Consider the following 14138-nt stretch of genomic DNA (forward strand, 5'->3'; position numbering starts at 1 on the left):
ATTGTCCAGTTAACCGGAATGCTCGAAAAGGCCAAAATGGCTCTGATGAAAAATAAGAGTGTAATTTCGTTGCACTGTTGGAAACAAAAGTAGCTTGTCATTTATCGCACGTTTTGGCTTCAAATATCGCGCGGCGCATCATAATGCCATGAGCTGTATGGTGGACGTAGCGGCAGCCTGATTTTCATCACACCAGTAGCGCAACAGGCACGATCGCTTTATGATCGGGCCTGTTTTTTTACAGCAGTTATCAGAGTTAAGGGTTAGTGGTCATGAGTGGTACGTTATCCGAAGCCTATCTGCAACGCTTCGGCGGCACAGCGCGGTTATACGGTCAGCAGGCGTTGGCGCTGTTCGCACAGGCGCACGTGTGCGTTATCGGCATTGGCGGCGTAGGCTCCTGGGCCGCAGAGGCGCTGGCGCGTACCGGCATTGGTGCGATTACGCTGATTGATATGGATGACGTCTGTGTCAGCAACACCAACCGGCAGATTCACGCGCTGCGCAAGCATACCGGACAGGCGAAAACGGAAGTGATGGCGGAGCGTATCCGTGCCATTAACCCTGAATGTAAGGTTACCTGCGTGGATGATTTCGTCACGGTGGATAACGTGGCGGAATATCTCAACCGTGGCTTCAGCTATGTGATTGATGCGATTGACAGCGTGCGCCCGAAAGCGGCGCTGCTGGCATACTGTCGCCGTTATAAAATTCCGTTCGTGACGACCGGCGGGGCTGGTGGGCAAATAGATCCGACACGCGTCAGCGTGGTGGATCTTGCCAAAACTATTCAGGACCCGCTGGCGGCCAAGCTGCGTGAGCGGCTTAAACACGATTTCAACGTGGTCAAGAACAGCAAAGACCGCTTAGGCATTGACTGCGTATTTTCCGATGAGCCGCTGGTGTACCCGCAGGCAGATGGATCGGTGTGCGCATCGCACAGCACGGCGGAAGGGGTAAAACGTATGGATTGCGCCTCTGGCTTTGGGGCTGCCACCATGGTGACCGCGACCTTTGGATTTGTTGCGGTATCCCACGCGTTAAAGAAAATGATGGCGAAGGCGGCGCGCGAAGCGCAGCAGGTTGGTTCCTGAGCGGTACGACAATCGCTGCGTAGGTGCTGAGGACGACCCAAAAAAATAGCGTAAAGCCGCATGATTTGAATGGGTTGACGTTATAGCGCGTAAAAAATAACGCTGAGGGGAACGAGACCACAGGGTGAGCGGCAGGACGCCGCGAAAGTCAGCGCCGCGTCGGGAACGCGTCGCTGGCGGCCCGCCAGTGGGATCGGGCCCCAAAGGCACCGGGTAGCGGCGTTATTTCCCGCGAAAAGCCAGGGGCCACGGGGCGAGGGCGATTGAGCGCACCGTGTCAGGCGCGTGCGATGTAAGATGCAAATAACCGCGGGGGTTAACGCGCACGAAACACCCACGGTACGAACAAAAAGACTGGGCCTAAATAGGCTAAGCCTGTGCGGCTATGGCTTGAATACGCTGTGCCAGCGCGGATAATCCGCTGGCGCGTGAGGCGCTGAGCTGCGCGCGCAGGGCGAGTTGGTCAAACAGGGACAATGGATCTTGTCCTAGCAAATCGGCAGCCTGTTTGCCTTCTACCGCCGTGAACAGTACAGCAAGCAAACCGCGCACGATACGCCCGTCGCTGTCACCGTAAAAGTGCAATCGACCATCCTGTTGTTTCTCATAGCCCAACCAGACGCGATTTTCACAGCCAGACAGGGCGATAGTGTCATTTTTCAAAGCGTCCGGCAGGGCCGGAAGCTGTTTAGCCAGAAGGATCAATTGCCGATAACGCTCTTCCCACGAGCGGCAGGCATCGAAGGTGTGCTGTAAGGTCTCTGCAGTGATGGCACGGCCAAAAGGGTGAGCGGTGTGCTCTGTCATGGGATGTTCTGTCATGGTGTAGGCCAGTTCCATTGTTCGTCAATCAATCTCGCAGTAAATCCAAAGCATTGCCAACCGCAGTCACCAGCGCGGTGACATCATGCTCGTTATTATAGGGCGCGAAAGAGGCGCGTACTGCGCCATCGAATCCAAGTGCCGCGAATAACGGTTGAGCGCAATGGTGTCCGGCGCGAACAGCAATCTGCTGCTCTGCAAGAAGCGTTGCCAGATCGTTCGGATGTGCATCGGTCAGGGTAAACGACAGGATGGTCGCGTTGGGACTGCGCAGTGAGCGAAAACCGGGGAAACGAGCAAACTGCTGTTCAGCCAATTGTGCCAACCCTTGGCTATATTGATCCGCAGCGCGCCAGTCATAGCCTTGCATCCACGTCAGCGCAGCCCCTAACCCGAGCACTTCGGCAATAGCGGGGGTGCCCGCTTCAAATCGCTGAGGAATGGCCTGCGGTGTAAACCCATCAAAAGAGACCACGCTCATCATTTTCCCTCCACCGTGCCAGGGCGGCATGGATTCCAGCAGGTCAGCTTTGCCGTACAACACGCCAATACCGGTCGGGCCAAAAAGTTTGTGGCCGGAGAAGGCGTAAAAATCGATATCCAGCGCCTGTACATCAGGTGCGCTGTGCACAATGCCTTGCGCGCCGTCGACCATCACCACAGCACCTGCCTGATGCGCCAGCGCGATCGCTTTCGCCAGATCGGGTTGTCCCCCTGTCACATTAGACATCTGGCCCAGTGCCAGCAGGCGCGTGCGTGGGGTGATCAGATCGGCCAATGCTTCCAGGTTAGGCCGCGCATCCGCGCCAATCGGTAGCTTGGCGACGTGTGCACCGGTTTGCTGTGCCACCATCAGCCAGGGAATGAGGTTGGCGTGGTGCTCCGCTTCGCTGACGATGATTTCATCACCCGGCTGCAAACGAGGGCGTGCATAGATTTGCGCTACCAGATTAATGGCTTCTGTCGTACCGCGAGTCCACACGATGCAACGCGTATCGTCGGCGTTAAGCAGGGCGGCTACCGCGCATCGAACCTGCTCGAATCGCGCTGTCACCTGCTGTGCGTGAGCATGTTGGCTGCGGTGCACGTTACCGGTCTCGGAGGTGTAATACTGCGAGATGGCATCAATGACCGGCTGGGGTTTGAGCGCCGTTGCCGCGCTGTCCAGATAAACGCCGGATCGCGCGAGTGCAGGGAAATCATTACGAAAGGTTGCGGGATTGAATGCTGTCATGGTGTTCCTCTTCTGGCAGACGATCCTGTCGCATTTTTTACAGGGAAACAAGTTTTAGGACGATCCTTAAACGCATATTGAAATGATTTTGCTAGTCTTAACATTGTTGATAAACGGAACTATCGTTCGGTAATAGCGAAATAAGTAACCTAAAAATTTACTTGGAGTACACTATGAAGAACAAAATAGTAATTATTGCCGTTGTGATGGCTGCACTCTCTTTGACTGCCTGTTCGAGTAATTATGTGCTGCATACCAACGACGGGCGCACCATTGTCGCTGAAGGGAAACCGAAAGTGGATGAGGATACCGGAATAATCAGCTACGTCGATGCCTACGGCCACGAGCAGCAGATCAACCGTGATAACCTGAAGGAAATGGTGGAAGCAAAATAGTTTTCCCTCGGGTGTAACCTGTGTCTCGATTCTCGCACTGCCATTTCGTTGCTTACTCATTCGGTAAGGCGAGTCTGAAATGTCAGCACGGGAATTGTCATTTCTGGCACACGGAGATTTGCCGCCTGTAAGGCAAAAAAAAGCACCGCTAAAAAGCGGTGCCACATAAAAATCACTATGGACAGACAGGGTAAATGTACAGGAAGTGAAAGGTAGCCTTGGCTACCATGTCTGAAAAGCAGACAATAAATAGCAAACACAACATCACATCACAACCACAAGCCAAAAGCACTTCAGGAAACGCCTGCCGCACCTTTCGTTCCGGCTCAAGGAAGTGGCGCTAATATAGGTATTTGCTGGTGCATCCTCAACGGACAAATTATAATGTCTCGGATAAAAAAAACTAATGGCTGGAACGGTGCTGCCTCCGTGCACCTCTTAGGAAAAAGAAGAACATTACCCTATGTCAAAGCGACTCCCTCCGCTCAATGCGTTGCGTGTATTTGATTCTGCCGCCCGCCACCTCAGCTTCACCAAAGCGGCGGAGGAACTGTTTGTCACACAGTCTGCTGTCAGTCATCAAATCAGGTCATTAGAAGATTTTTTTGGGCTCAAGCTATTTCGTCGCCGCAATCGCTCTTTGCTGCTGACGGAAGAGGGGAAAAGCTACTATATTGATATAAAAGAGATCTTCTCTTCACTCAATGAAGCGACGCGCAAGTTACAGTCACGCAGTGCCAAAGGTGCATTGACGGTCAGCCTGTTACCCAGTTTCGCCATCCATTGGCTGGTACCGCGATTATCGAGTTTCAATGCGGAATTTCCGGGGATTGATGTGCGAATTCAGGCTGTAGGCCGTCAGGAAGATCGCTTGTCAGATGATGTGGATGTGGCGATTTTTTACGGGCGTGGCAACTGGCATGGTTTGCGCGTTGAAAAGCTCTATGCTGAGTATATGTTGCCTGTCTGTTCTCCGGTATTGCTAACGGGCAAGCATCCGCTAAAAACCCCGCAGGATCTGGTAGGGCATACCCTGTTGCATGATGCGTCTCGCCGCGACTGGTTAGCCTACACCCGGCAGCTTGGCGTGCAGATCAACGTGCAGCAAGGGCCGATATTTAGCTACAGTGCGATGGTGTTGCAGGCGGCGATCCACGGACAGGGGGTCGCTTTGGCAAATAACGTGATGGCTCAGACCGAGATTGAAGCGGGTCGGTTAGTATGCCCATTTAACGACGTATTGGTCAGTAAAAATGCTTTTTATCTGGTTTGTCATGACAGTCAGGCTGAACTGGGTAAAATAGCCGCTTTTCGCCACTGGATTTTGGCGCGCGCGGCAAGCGAGCAAGAGAAGTTTCGTTTCCGCTATGACGACGCCGCACGTTGATATGTGGCGTTCGGATAATATTTGAATCGATTTACTGTGGAAAATACGATGAACAGTCGTTTTATGCTGATGTTTTCCGCGATCAGCGGGTTTGTGTTTGTAGCGTTGGGTGCCTTTAGTGCGCATGTGCTCAGCAAATCGCTGGGCGCTGCCGAGATGGTCTGGCTAAAAACCGGGCTTGAATATCAGGCGTTTCATACGCTGGCGATTCTGGCGCTGTCGGTGTTGATGCGCCAGCGCCGTAATTTGTGGTTTTATTGGAGCAGCATTGCGTTGGCACTTGGCACCGTGCTGTTTAGCGGCAGTCTTTATTGTCTGGCGCTGTCGTACCTGCGGTTTTGGGCGTTTGTCACGCCGGTTGGCGGTCTTTTCTTCCTGACCGGATGGGTTTTGATGTTGATTGGCGTGCTGCACCAGACAAGAAAGGCGAAAAGTAATGAATAAGGTAATTTTATATTGCCGCCCCGGTTTCGAAAAAGAGTGTGCGGCAGAGATAACGGAAAAAGCCACCGCACATGAGGTTTTTGGCTTCGCCAGGGTTAAAGAAAATTGTGGCTATGTGATGTATGAATGCTATCAGCATGAAGATGCCGATCGCTTAATCAAAACATTGCCGTTTGATACGCTGGTTTTTGCCCGTCAATGGTTCGTGTGCGGTGAGCTGTTGCGCGATTTGCCGCCGGAAGATCGCATTACCCCGATTGTCTGCATGCTGACTGGTGCGATTGAACGGGCTGGAGAACTGCGCGTTGAAGTACCGGAAACCAATGAAAGCAAAGAGCTGCTGAAGTTTTGCCGCAAATTCACCGTGCCTTTGCGCGCCGCCCTGAAGGAAAACGGCATTCTGCTGCCGTATGAAAAAGCATCTCGTCCTGTTATCCATGTGTTGTTTATTGCCCCGGGGCATTGCTATGTGGGCTATTCCTACAGCAATAACCACTCGCCGTTTTACATGGGTATCCCGCGTCTGAAATTCCCTTCTGATGCGCCAAGCCGTTCGACATTAAAACTGGAAGAGGCGTTCCACGTATTCATCCCGGCTGATGAGTGGGATGAGCGTTTGGCAAGTGGCATGTACGCGGTGGATTTGGGGGCGTGCCCCGGCGGTTGGACCTATCAACTGGTGAAGCGCAGCATGATGGTGCATGCCGTGGACAACGGTACCATGGCGCAAAGCCTGATGGATACTGGTCAGGTGACACATCATGCCGCCGATGGTTTTCGTTTTGAGCCACCGCGCAACAATATCACTTGGTTGGTGTGCGATATGGTGGAGAAACCAGCGCGGGTGGCTAACCTGATGGTCGATTGGCTGGTGAAGGGTTGGTGCCGGGAAGTGATATTCAACCTCAAGTTGCCGATGAAAAAACGCTATGAGGAAGTGACACAAAATCTGGCGCTGCTGAGCGAGCGCTTGAGTGAGAATGGTATCAACTACGAACTCCGTGCTCGCCAACTGTACCATGATCGCGAAGAGGTAACGGTACACGCGCGGCGTATATGGGGCGCGGTGCCGGTGCGGCGCGATGGGCGTTAAGCGCAACGCGCTTTTCTATTCGTCATCCTCGGCAAAAGCCGGGGATCTCTGCCAGAAGAAGCGCGCTACATCTGCAAGAGATTCCCGCTTTCGCGGTAATGACGGGTTAGGAGCGGGAATGACTTTTCTAGTGGGTTTGTCTGCAATCTTACGCGTCGTTCGGGAAGAACGTCGCGTTTATTTCCCCGCCGTCAGCCGTAACTGTTGCAAATTCCCTTCCAGTGCCAAATCCGTACGTAACGTCGCTACCTGACGGCTGATAAAGGCCATTTCGCGCTGCGATTCCAGTTTGCGCCGCCATTTTTCTGGAACCGCATCCAATTGCTGGTAGAGCTGTTCCAAGGTTCCGGCTTGGGCAAGCAGCTGACTTGCGCTTTTGGGACCAATGCCCACCACGCCGGGTATTTTTCTGTTGCTGATGCCTGCCAGCCCCCAGAAATCAGGCAGTTGCTGCGGTGATACGCCAAACTCCTGTGCTATAAAAGGCACATCCAACCAGCGCTTTTGAAAATAATCGCGAATCTGAATAGTGGGGGCTAGCAGTTGGCAGTAGCCCTTGTCGGTTGAGACAATCGTTGCCTGATGACCGGCGTGGGCGACTTTTGTGGCGAGCGTTGCCGCCAAATCATCGGCTTCATTGCCTGGTGTATGCCAACAGGGGATGCCCATTGATACCAGCGCTTGCCGTATTTGCGGCAGTTCAAGCGTCAGATTCTCAGGCATAGGAGGGCGGCCCGCTTTATAGTCGGGCAATAACTGGTGCCGCCAACTATCAGCGCGCTGTTCATCATTAAACACCGCGACGGCGTGCGTCGGCTGACTATGCTGTAGCAGTTGGGTAACGGCGTGCTGACAGGCCGACACACAGGGAGATCCTTGCACGGCATGGATACGACGAATCAGGTTTAATGCATCGATAATCAGCAAATGTACAGGCATCAGGCGGTCCCGGCGAGAAGCGTGGTGAAGGTGGCGGGAAAATCCGGTTTTCCCGCCAGTATGGCATCAGGTACAGATTTCATAGCAAGGGATGTAGGCGCTGCCCGGCAGCTTCATCCTTTGCTGCGCAACGAACCCTTGCAGCAGTTTATCCATGCTTTGTATCAGTTGTGCATCGCCGTGGATCTTGTACGGGCCGTGCTCTTCAATCGCCTGAATGCCAACCTCTTTGACGTTGCCCGCCACAATGCCAGAAAACGCTTTGCGCAGCGCAGAGGCCAGCGCTTCTGGGGCTTGATTGGGGTGCAGATTGAGGTTTGCCATATTCTCGTGAGTGGGCTCAAACGGCAATTGCAGATCGGGTGCGATGCGCAATGACCAGTTAAAGCTGTAGGCGTCACCGGTATGACGGCGATGTTCCTTCACCTGCGGCATCGCTTTCTTCATCTGCCGCGCCACTTCCGCTGCATCATCAATGATGATGGAGTAGTAACGGCGCGCCTGACGGCCCAGGGTGGTGATGATAAATTCATCCAGAACACGGAAATAATCGGCGCTTTCCTCCGGCCCGGTCAGGATGATAGGCAGCACCTGTTCGCTGTTTTCCGGATTCATCATGATGCTCAGCAGGTAGAGGAACTCTTCCGCCGTGCCAACCCCGCCGGGGAAAATAATGATACCGTGCCCGATGCGTACGAAGGCTTCGAGGCGTTTTTCGATATCGGGCATGATGATAAGTTCATTCACCAGCGGGTTAGGCGGCTCGGCGGCGATGATGGACGGTTCCGTCATGCCAATAAAGCGACCTTCTTTATAGCGCTGATGTGCGTGGCCGACGGCGGCACCTTTCATCGGTGCTTCCATGGCGCCGGGGCCGCAGCCAGTACAGATGTTCAGTTCACGCAGCCCTAATTGGCTACCGACTTTTTGTCCGTAGATATATTCAGTTTCATTGACGGAGTGGCCGCCCCAGCACACCACCATGTTGGGCTCTTCGCCGACGTGCAGCGCACGCGCACTGCGCAAAATAGAAAATACTAGATTGGTAATGTGGGCACTGTTTTCCAGATTCAGGTTCTGATAGCGCTCTGCAGAGGTGATTTGCCCGTTCACAAACAAAATGTCGCGCAGTACGGCGAACAGGTTGGCCTGCAACGAACGGATAATGTCGCCACCGACGAAAGCGTCTTCCGGAGGATTGACCAGCTCCAGCTTCACGCCGCGTTCACGGCGCAATACATTGATATCGAAATCTTCGTAGCGGGACAGCAGCTCTTTGCTGTTATCGGTTTGGCTGCCGGAATTCAGCACGGCAAGCGAACAGTTGCGGAATAAACGGTAAAGATCGCTGCTGGCCGTGCTTTTCAACATGTCCACTTCCAACTGCGATAACAAATCCATAGACCCTAACGGGCTGATATGTGTAATCAATTTTACTCCTTGAGAACGCAGTGTATAACAACAAAATTTCTAGGCTATCCCTTGTCGCCACTGTGGTGGCAAGACGCATCACACTGATTTTATGTATTGCTCCACCTTAACCTGATGGTATCAGTTATTTCCAATAATGCCGTTTCTGAATGACGATATTGTATCGTATCCCGCACTATTGCCGGGGTAAGCGACCGGTGTTTGCAATAAAGTCGGTGTTGCTACGCCAGGGATTGATGTCCAGCCCGCCGCGGCGTGTATAGCGCGCGTAAACGGTCAATGATTCTGGCTGGCAAAAACGCATCAGGTCGTTGAAGATACGCTCCACGCACTGCTCATGGAACTCATTGTGGTGCCGAAAGGAGACGATGTAGCGCAGCAGGGCTTCTCTGTCGATACGTTTGCCCCGGTAGCGAATTTGCACCGAGCCCCAATCCGGCTGGTGAGTGATCAGGCAGTTGGATTTGAGCACATGGCTCACCAATGTTTCTTCAACAACGGGGCGCTGTGCGTGGCAGGCGTTGGCGAGATGGTCGGCATTGAATGCATAATCCGTGATCTGAATATCCAATCCGTCAATACATTCCCCTTGGAATTGGCCCATCGTCTGTCCCTGAAAAGCATCCAGCGAAAACAGCGCCACGCTAACCTCACCCTGCGCACAGGCGGCCAGATCTCGCGTTAGTGTCTCTTGTACCCGTTGCCAATTTTCAAAAACCGTCTGATTGAAGCTGTTCAGGTAGAGTTTGAAGCTTTTGGATTCGATAAGGTTTGGGCTATCGGCCTGCAAATGCATTTCGCCTACGGCAACCTGCGGCACTCCATTGGGCGCAAGCCAAGAGAGTTCGTATAATGTCCAGATATCTTCACCGTGAAACGGCAAATGCGCGGCATCAATGCCTAAAGGGGCGCGGTTTAAACTGCGTGGAACCGCTTGTAACAAGCCTGCATCGTAGCTGTCGTGGTAAGATGTCGGTTTTCCCAAAGGTAACGCACTGAGCGCATCCTGTTTGTCAAAAGTGGACATAACATGCCTTTGCAAAGTAAAAACGATATGCAGTAGTGTAACCGACTCGCCCAGTGAAGAGAAAAAAGTATGGATGAAAATGTGCAGCACGCACTCCAGGGGTTTACCCAGCGCTATATGGCGGCCTGGCAGCAAGCCTATGAGCATTTGCCCGCCAGTGAGGCGTTGTACGGCGTTGCTTCACCCTGCATAGTGGAAAATGACGGCGAGCGGGTATTTTGGACACCTCAGCCTGTGGCAGAGGGTGCGGCACTTGACGGCGTGTCGCGTGCGCCGACAATTGCGCTGCATCTTGATGCTGAAGCTTTTTTTACCACGCAGTATGCCGGGGATATGGAAGCGCGCTTTGCCGATATTGATTGCCTGCTACTGCAATCGTGGAGCGAGGATGATTTTGTGCGTATGCAAGAAAATCTGATCGGGCATTTGCTGACGCAAAAGCGACTCAAGTTGCCGCCGACGCTGTTTTTAGCCACGACGGAATCAGAAATGGCGCTGATCTCGTTATCCAATGTTAGCGGTGAAGTATGGCTTGAAACCTTTGGTACACGTGAACATCGGGTGTTGGCTCCCTCTTTGTCTGTGTTCCTGCAACAGTTGCAACCGAGAGTATGATGATGGCTGCCTGCGTTATCTGGCGGATATTACTGTAAGAGATATCTTACATTTATTGTGAGATATCTCTGTGTTTTCCTCGTTTCATGCACTTTTTTTTCGTTTTTTTTCTTTTAAATTAATGGATTATATCTTTCTTTGCATTAGGGGTTTCAGCGTAAATATAAGAAAAAATCTGATCAGGGTCTTGCTGTTCGTCGCCTTTTAATACATCTTAGTAATTAGTAACCTGTTACAGGATGTATTGCTTTATCGCTAAATGTGGTGGAGAAGGATAATGGCTTCAGGATGAAACCAAGGACACCTCCAAGAAGGAGGTTGAGAGCCGTTACGGAGTGGCGGTGGGGCAGGAGCCTAAAGGGAATGTCTTCACGGAAGATGCAGTAAGAACGCTCAGGACGAAAGTTGGACGCTTGCACGGAGAGCTGGTTAGGATAACCGCAAAGGAAAAGTTTTCACGGATGAGCAGGGACGCAGTGGTGTAGCGGGAAAGCTATAAAACGAACCGGGGGCACTGAATATCAGTGCCCCCAACTTTTTTGTCGCAGAGTATCCGTTAACGCTTTGCAGACGCGGCCAGCTATTGCGTTGCCGCCGCTGCCCTGCGCCTGTTGGGCTCCTCCAGCTTCAATGATATGCTTTGCCGTCCACGCAGCCGGTGAGAGAAAAGCATGACGCACCAAGACCACATTCGACACGCCTTATGGGAAATTGAACGCACGCTACGCGACAGCGTGTTTTGGCAATTCGCCCCGCCGCAGGCCAGTGCGTTTACCAGCACAGAACCTTTCTGCATTGACACCATGAGCGCTGAACAGTGGTTGCAATGGGTACTGTTGCCGCGACTGCATGCGATGCTGGATGGCGGCGTTCCCTTACCCCAGGCGCTCGCGATCACCCCCTATTTTGAAGAGGCCCTGACCGGGGATATCAACGACATCGCGCCGCTGTTGGAACAACTGTGCGCGTTGGATGCACTGTTTGTGCCTGCAGATGCGCAGGGAGATCTGGATTCTTGAAATTCTGTATCAGGATGAGCATCTGATCGCCATTAATAAACCTGCTGGGTGGTTGGTTCACCGCAGTTGGATGGATCGTAAAGAAAAAGTGGTGATCATGCAGACGCTACGGGATCAGATTGGTCAACATGTTTTCACGGTACATCGTCTGGACAGGCCAACGTCAGGCGTGCTGCTGGGGCTTTCCAGCGACATTGCGCGCCTGCTTTCGCAGCAGTTCGAGCAGCACCAGATTCAGAAAACCTATCATGCGGTCGTGCGTGGTTACCTTTCCGGCAGCGATACCATAGACTATGCGCTGATCGAAGAGCTGGACAAAGTGGCTGACAAGCTTGCCCAGCGCGATAAACAACCTCAGACGGCTATCACTCACTACCGTTCTCTGGCACAGGTGGAGCAACCGATAGCAGTAGGGCGCTATCCTACCGCCCGATACGGCCTGGTTGAGCTGATGCCGCAGACGGGACGCAAACATCAGTTGCGCCGTCATATGGTGCATTTGCGGCATCCCATTTTGGGTGATTCAAAGCACGGTGATTTGCGTCAGAATCGCGCGATGGCCGCGCATTTTGGTTGTGGACGCTTGATGTTGCATGCCAGTCAGCTGACGCTGTGCCATCCTGTAACAGGGGAACCCTTGGTATTACGTGCTGGGTTGGATATGGCCTGGATGCGCGTAATGACGCAATTTGGCTTGCTGGGCAGTCTCCCTGATGTTGAAAGGGTTGAGTTTCCGCCTGACTCGGGGCAGGATAACGGCCTTTCCAGTATTGCAGAATAGCTCAGATACGGCGTTATCGGGCACGCAGCGATACATTACACGTGGAGTCATCATCATGGCGCAAATTGGTATTTTTGTTGGCACGGTTTACGGAAACGCATTGCTGGTTGCAGAAGAGGCGGAGAATCTGCTGAGTGAGCGCGGCCATCAGGTCAAAGTGTTTGAAGATGCCGAGCTGTCATCCTGGCTGGCGTATCGCGAGCAATATGTGCTGGTGGTAACGTCCACCACCGTACAAGGGGATCTGCCGGATTCCATCGCCCCCTTGTTTGCTGCGCTGCGTGAAAAAGGTGGTCATCAGCCAGCGCTGCGCTATGGCGTCATTGCACTGGGCGACAGCAGTTACCCCCATTTTTGCGGCGCGGGCCAGCAGTTTGATGCGTTGTTGCAAGAGATGGGGGCTCAGCGTGTGGGAAATGTGCTTCAGATTGACGCGACAGAATGCCCGGAGCCAGAAGTGCTTTCCTGCCCGTGGGTAGAGCAGTGGGCGGGGTTGGTTGAAGCGGGTTAAGCACGTTGAATCAACGTGTATAAAAAACGGAGCGATGAAGCTCCGTTTTATCATGACGTTAGCTGCTCAGCGTATTAACGCCCTTTGGTCAGCTTTTCCAGATCGGATTCGATCTCATTAATCTTGTTTGCCACCACGCTTTCCAGATGACGCAAATCATCAAGGATTTTGCGTTTCAGGTCGACTTCCACTTGATCGCGTTGGTAAATCTGGTCTAGCTCATCAATGACATAGCGCAGATTTGGGCTGATCTCATTGATCTCTTTAAAGCCTTGCCCGCTGTTATCCGCAACGATGGTTTTACGCTGGCGCGGATATTTAAATTTTACGCTTTTGGCGAAAAACTCCCCTTTATCCTTACGAAAATAGATTTTCAGGATGTCGTTGCTGGCCTCCTGGCGCAGGCTATACCGATCAATTTCATTGGGATGGGAGATACCCAGGCTTTTTAGATTGTCATACATGGCGCCACCTTTTCGGGAGTGATAAAGAAAAGGCGGGTAAACCCGCCTTGTTCAGTTTAGTCGATGGTACGGAGCAACTCATTGATACCCACTTTACCGCGGGTTTTCGCATCCACTTTTTTCACGATCATGGCGCAGTACAGGCTGTAGCTGCCATCTTTCGACGGCAGGTTGCCGGAAACGACGACCGAGCCTGCCGGTACGCGACCGTAATGCACTTCACCGGTTTCGCGATCATAGATTTTAGTGCTTTGGCCGATAAACACGCCCATGGAGATGACGGAGCCTTCTTCCACGATCACACCTTCTACCACTTCAGAGCGAGCACCGATAAAGCAGTTGTCTTCAATGATGGTCGGGCTGGCCTGCAACGGCTCCAGTACGCCACCGATGCCGACACCGCCGGACAGGTGAACGTTTTTTCCGATCTGTGCGCAAGAGCCGACGGTCGCCCAGGTATCAACCATGGTGCCTTCGTCAACGTAAGCACCGATGTTGACATAAGACGGCATCAGTACCGTGTTGCGGGCGATAAATGCGCCCTGACGCACGCTGGCAGGGGGTACTACGCGGAGACCTTCGCGTTGGAAGCGCGCTTCATCGTAACCTGCGAATTTCATCGGCACTTTGTCGTAGTAGCGGGTTTCCGTCCCTTCCATCAGTTGGTTGTCATTGATACGGAAAGAGAGCAGCACCGCTTTTTTCAACCATTGGTGCGTCACCCACTCGCCATTGATTTTTTCCGCCACGCGCAGTGCGCAGCTGTCCAATAAGCCAATTACCTGATTAACGGCTTCACGGGTTACGCTGTCCACGGAGGTCGGCGTAATGTCGGCACGGCGTTCAAAGGCGGTTTCGATAACGTTTTGTAATTGATGCATC

General features: G+C 52.9%; 16 protein-coding genes. 9 read left to right on the plus strand and 7 right to left on the minus strand.

Translation table 11 applies throughout. The features are described from left to right. Positions 1-272 precede the first annotated feature (272 nt). The gene (tcdA, locus tag QZ506_RS13480) at positions 273-1094 is read left to right on the plus strand and encodes a tRNA cyclic N6-threonylcarbamoyladenosine(37) synthase TcdA (protein WP_291971683.1); all 822 of its coding nucleotides are present in this window, start codon (positions 273-275) and stop codon (positions 1092-1094) included. Between the two features lie 369 nt (positions 1095-1463). Here tcdA and csdE read toward each other — a convergent pair whose 3' ends face one another. Further along, positions 1464-1901 (minus strand): cysteine desulfurase sulfur acceptor subunit CsdE, encoded by a 438-nt coding sequence (gene csdE, locus QZ506_RS13485; RefSeq protein WP_291971748.1) that lies wholly within the window; start codon positions 1899-1901, stop codon positions 1464-1466. 43 nt (positions 1902-1944) lie between these two features. Next, positions 1945-3150, minus strand: a complete 1206-nt coding sequence (gene csdA, locus QZ506_RS13490) for a cysteine desulfurase CsdA (protein ID WP_291971685.1) — start codon at positions 3148-3150, stop codon at positions 1945-1947. A gap of 173 nt (positions 3151-3323) precedes the next feature. Between csdA and QZ506_RS13495 the strand changes: the two genes are divergently transcribed. The 4 genes from QZ506_RS13495 (at position 3324) to rlmM (ending at position 6469) form a co-directional block, all read left to right on the plus strand. After that, a complete protein-coding gene (locus QZ506_RS13495; protein ID WP_291971687.1) occupies positions 3324-3545 on the plus strand; it encodes a YgdI/YgdR family lipoprotein in 222 nt (73 codons plus the stop codon). Positions 3546-4008: 463 nt separating this feature from the next. Further along, on the plus strand, positions 4009-4932 hold the full coding sequence (locus QZ506_RS13500) for a transcriptional regulator GcvA (protein WP_291971689.1): 924 nt from the start codon (positions 4009-4011) through the stop codon (positions 4930-4932). A gap of 48 nt (positions 4933-4980) precedes the next feature. Beyond that, positions 4981-5376 (plus strand): DUF423 domain-containing protein, encoded by a 396-nt coding sequence (locus tag QZ506_RS13505; RefSeq protein WP_291971691.1) that lies wholly within the window; start codon positions 4981-4983, stop codon positions 5374-5376. After that, positions 5369-6469 (plus strand): 23S rRNA (cytidine(2498)-2'-O)-methyltransferase RlmM, encoded by a 1101-nt coding sequence (gene rlmM, locus QZ506_RS13510; protein ID WP_291971693.1) that lies wholly within the window; start codon positions 5369-5371, stop codon positions 6467-6469. Before QZ506_RS13505 ends, rlmM begins: the two co-directional genes overlap by 8 nt. Positions 6470-6646: 177 nt before the next feature. On the opposite strand, the gene xni is transcribed toward rlmM, so the two are convergent. The 3 genes from xni to queF all read right to left on the minus strand — a co-directional run bounded on the left by xni (position 6647) and on the right by queF (position 9866). Beyond that, positions 6647-7408: a flap endonuclease Xni gene (gene xni / locus QZ506_RS13515; RefSeq protein WP_291971695.1), complete on the minus strand. Its 762-nt coding sequence runs from the start codon at positions 7406-7408 to the stop codon at positions 6647-6649. Between the two features lie 66 nt (positions 7409-7474). After that, positions 7475-8839, minus strand: a complete 1365-nt coding sequence (gene ppnN / locus QZ506_RS13520; RefSeq protein WP_291971697.1) for a nucleotide 5'-monophosphate nucleosidase PpnN — start codon at positions 8837-8839, stop codon at positions 7475-7477. 175 nt (positions 8840-9014) lie between these two features. Then, complete coding sequence (queF, locus tag QZ506_RS13525) at positions 9015-9866, minus strand: NADPH-dependent 7-cyano-7-deazaguanine reductase QueF (protein ID WP_291971699.1); 852 nt, start codon at positions 9864-9866, stop codon at positions 9015-9017. A 69-nt stretch (positions 9867-9935) separates the two neighbouring features. Here queF and syd point away from each other — a divergent pair, with 69 nt between their 5' ends. From syd to QZ506_RS13545, 4 genes are all read left to right on the plus strand, one after another. Continuing rightward, the gene (syd, locus tag QZ506_RS13530) at positions 9936-10481 is read left to right on the plus strand and encodes a SecY-interacting protein (RefSeq protein WP_291971700.1); all 546 of its coding nucleotides are present in this window, start codon (positions 9936-9938) and stop codon (positions 10479-10481) included. 671 nt (positions 10482-11152) lie between these two features. Beyond that, the gene (locus tag QZ506_RS13535; RefSeq protein WP_291971702.1) at positions 11153-11500 is read left to right on the plus strand and encodes a YqcC family protein; all 348 of its coding nucleotides are present in this window, start codon (positions 11153-11155) and stop codon (positions 11498-11500) included. Then, a complete protein-coding gene (truC, locus tag QZ506_RS13540; protein WP_291971750.1) occupies positions 11493-12281 on the plus strand; it encodes a tRNA pseudouridine(65) synthase TruC in 789 nt (262 codons plus the stop codon). The genes QZ506_RS13535 and truC overlap by 8 nt, the downstream gene beginning before the upstream one ends. 55 nt (positions 12282-12336) lie before the next feature. Beyond that, entirely contained in the window at positions 12337-12792 is a 456-nt protein-coding gene (locus QZ506_RS13545) for a flavodoxin (RefSeq protein ID WP_291971704.1), read from the plus strand. 74 nt (positions 12793-12866) lie between these two features. On the opposite strand, the gene QZ506_RS13550 is transcribed toward QZ506_RS13545, so the two are convergent. Together QZ506_RS13550 and dapD are read right to left on the minus strand one after the other, a co-directional pair. Beyond that, positions 12867-13256 carry a DUF3461 family protein gene (locus QZ506_RS13550; protein WP_291971706.1) on the minus strand — a complete coding sequence of 130 codons (390 nt, stop codon included), beginning with the start codon at positions 13254-13256 and terminating at the stop codon, positions 12867-12869. 56 nt (positions 13257-13312) lie between these two features. Beyond that, entirely contained in the window at positions 13313-14137 is an 825-nt protein-coding gene (gene dapD / locus QZ506_RS13555) for a 2,3,4,5-tetrahydropyridine-2,6-dicarboxylate N-succinyltransferase (RefSeq protein ID WP_291971708.1), read from the minus strand. Between the last annotated feature and the right edge of the window lies 1 nt (position 14138).

Source organism: Candidatus Symbiopectobacterium sp., from assembly GCF_020054415.1.
Classification (GTDB): Bacteria; Pseudomonadota; Gammaproteobacteria; order Enterobacterales; family Enterobacteriaceae; genus Symbiopectobacterium.

Coding starts and splice junctions, on each gene's coding strand:
- queF (WP_291971699.1), bottom strand. CDS start 9,866: ATGTCCACTTTTGACAAACAGGATGCGCTCAGTGCGTTACCTTTGGGA.
- QZ506_RS13550 (WP_291971706.1), bottom strand. CDS start 13,256: ATGTATGACAATCTAAAAAGCCTGGGTATCTCCCATCCCAATGAAATT.
- csdA (WP_291971685.1), bottom strand. CDS start 3,150: ATGACAGCATTCAATCCCGCAACCTTTCGTAATGATTTCCCTGCACTC.
- QZ506_RS13545 (WP_291971704.1), top strand. CDS start 12,337: ATGGCGCAAATTGGTATTTTTGTTGGCACGGTTTACGGAAACGCATTG.
- tcdA (WP_291971683.1), top strand. CDS start 273: ATGAGTGGTACGTTATCCGAAGCCTATCTGCAACGCTTCGGCGGCACA.
- syd (WP_291971700.1), top strand. CDS start 9,936: ATGGATGAAAATGTGCAGCACGCACTCCAGGGGTTTACCCAGCGCTAT.
- QZ506_RS13535 (WP_291971702.1), top strand. CDS start 11,153: ATGACGCACCAAGACCACATTCGACACGCCTTATGGGAAATTGAACGC.
- csdE (WP_291971748.1), bottom strand. CDS start 1,901: ATGACAGAGCACACCGCTCACCCTTTTGGCCGTGCCATCACTGCAGAG.
- dapD (WP_291971708.1), bottom strand. CDS start 14,137: ATGCATCAATTACAAAACGTTATCGAAACCGCCTTTGAACGCCGTGCC.
- xni (WP_291971695.1), bottom strand. CDS start 7,408: ATGCCTGTACATTTGCTGATTATCGATGCATTAAACCTGATTCGTCGT.
- rlmM (WP_291971693.1), top strand. CDS start 5,369: ATGAATAAGGTAATTTTATATTGCCGCCCCGGTTTCGAAAAAGAGTGT.
- QZ506_RS13500 (WP_291971689.1), top strand. CDS start 4,009: ATGTCAAAGCGACTCCCTCCGCTCAATGCGTTGCGTGTATTTGATTCT.
- QZ506_RS13495 (WP_291971687.1), top strand. CDS start 3,324: ATGAAGAACAAAATAGTAATTATTGCCGTTGTGATGGCTGCACTCTCT.
- QZ506_RS13505 (WP_291971691.1), top strand. CDS start 4,981: ATGAACAGTCGTTTTATGCTGATGTTTTCCGCGATCAGCGGGTTTGTG.